The sequence below is a fragment of the Pseudomonadota bacterium genome (assembly GCA_034660915.1).
Taxonomy (GTDB): Bacteria; Desulfobacterota; Anaeroferrophillalia; order Anaeroferrophillales; family Anaeroferrophillaceae; genus DQWO01.
On sequence record JAYEKE010000176.1, the window covers coordinates 1 to 2,185 of the forward strand.

General features: G+C 51.7%; 1 protein-coding gene. It reads left to right on the forward strand.

Annotation, left to right across the window (positions count from 1 at the left end; all coding sequences use genetic code 11):
• Positions 1–36 precede the first annotated feature (36 nt).
• A partial coding sequence (gene glgP, locus U9P07_10155) for an alpha-glucan family phosphorylase (GenBank protein ID MEA2109767.1) occupies positions 37–2,185 on the forward strand: 2,149 nt, incomplete at its 3' end.

Genomic DNA, 2,185 nt, shown 5'->3' on the forward strand with positions numbered 1-2,185 from the left:
ATTAATAAACAACGCTATAAACGAGGTGATATAATTATGAGTCATATAAAAATCTTTAATGTATTTCCCAGGGTCCCTGAACCACTTGCCTTTTTAACTACCCTGGCCCGCAATCTCTGGTGGTCCTGGCAGCGGGATGCGGTGGAGTTATTCCGCCGCATTGATCCCCGGCTCTGGGATGACACCCGCGGCAATCCGCTGGTTTTCTCCACCAAAGTTACCCAGAAACGACTGGAGGAACTGGCGGAAGATGAAAGTTTCCTCGCCCATCTTCAACGGGTGAAAGAAAATTTCGACCAACAGATCAATAAACCCATCGACTACAGCCAGACTCCCTACGAACACGATAAAAGCATCGCCTATTTTTCGATGGAATTCGGCATCCATGAAAGCATGCCGCTGTTTGCCGGCGGCCTGGGGGTGCTGGCCGGTGACCACTTGAAGGCAGCATCTGATCTAGGGCTTCCCTTAACCGCTGTTGGTCTCCTCTACCGAAACGGCTACTTTCATCAATACCTGGATCAAACCGGCTGGCAGCAGGAAGGTTACCTGGAAACCAACCTGTTCTTCCTTCCCCTCAGCAAAGCCAAAGATAGCGACGGAAAGCAGGTTTTTATTTCCGTTACCGGACCCCAGGGGGAAATACGGGCTACAGTCTGGAAAGTTAACATTGGCAGGGTAATTCTCTATTTACTGGACACCAACCTGCCCGAAAATTCACCTGAAATTCGGGAAATAACCGCAAGACTGTACAGCGGGGGATCATCTGTACGGCTGGCCCAGGAAATTCTGTTGGGAATCGGCGGCATGCGGGCACTGAAAGCTCTGGGTATTCAGCCAAAAGTATGTCACATGAATGAAGGACATTCAGCTTTCTGCAGCCTGGAGCACTTACGCCATTGCATGGAAACTCACCGTGTTGATCTGAAGACGGCATTGGAAATTGTACCGCGGACCATTATCTTCACCACGCACACACCGGTATCCGCCGGCCACGATGAATTCCCTCCCCAGTTGGTCAGACCCTACTTTAAAGCCTTGGAAGAACCCCTGGGAACCACGGCAGATGAAATGATTTCCTGGGGTCAGCAGGCTGGTGCCGGCCCGCAAGCCCCATTCTCCATGTTCATTATCGGGCTGAGAATGTCACAGTACTGCAACGGGGTCAGCGAACTCCATGGAAAGGTAGCCCGTCACATGTGGGCCCATGTCTGGCCCGGACGACCGGAAGCGGAGATACCCATCTCTCACGTTACCAACGGCATTCACATAACCTCTTGGATATCTCATCGCAACCACAACCTTTTTGAAAATTATCTCGGACCCGACTGGCCCCTTCATCCCTGTGAAGAGGAAGTTACCAAAAAAATTAATGAAATCTACGATGAAGAGCTCTGGAATGCCCACCAGATGTGCCGTTCACGCCTGGTTAACACCTGCCGCCGGCTGATGGTCAAACAATACAGCCAGCGCAACGCCTCAAAAGCCATGATACAGTACGCGGAAGCAGCGCTGGACCAGGATATCCTGACCATTGCTTTTGCCCGCCGTTTTGCTACCTATAAACGGGCAACCCTGCTGTTGTCCGACCCTGAGAGGCTGGAGGCCCTGATCAATTCTCCCACCAGACCGGTACAGTTTATCTTCGCCGGCAAGGCTCATCCACGGGATAACGAAGGTAAAGAACTGATTAAACGAATCATCGAATTCGCCAACCGTCCCAGTGTCCGACATCGTTTTGTTTTCCTGGAAGATTACGATATCAACATTGCCCGCTACCTGGTCCGGGGTGCCGATGTCTGGCTAAACACCCCCCGAAGACCCTATGAAGCCTGTGGTACTTCCGGCATGAAGGCGGCCATTAACGGCGGCCTGAATTTAAGCATCCTGGATGGGTGGTGGTGTGAAGGATACAATGAAAAACGTGGCTGGAGGATCGGCAACGGGGAGGAATATGATGATCCCCATTATCAGGACGCCGTGGAAAGCCAGGCACTCTACAACATCCTCGAAAATGATGTCATCCCCTGTTTTTATGAGCGGAGAGATGGAACCACACCGGCCCGCTGGATCAAGATGATGAAGGAAGCCATGAAGATGGCCATGCAGGATTTCTGCAGCCTCCGCATGGTCAACGAGTATGAACAGCATTTCTACCTGCCGGTTGCCGGATGTCATGACGAAC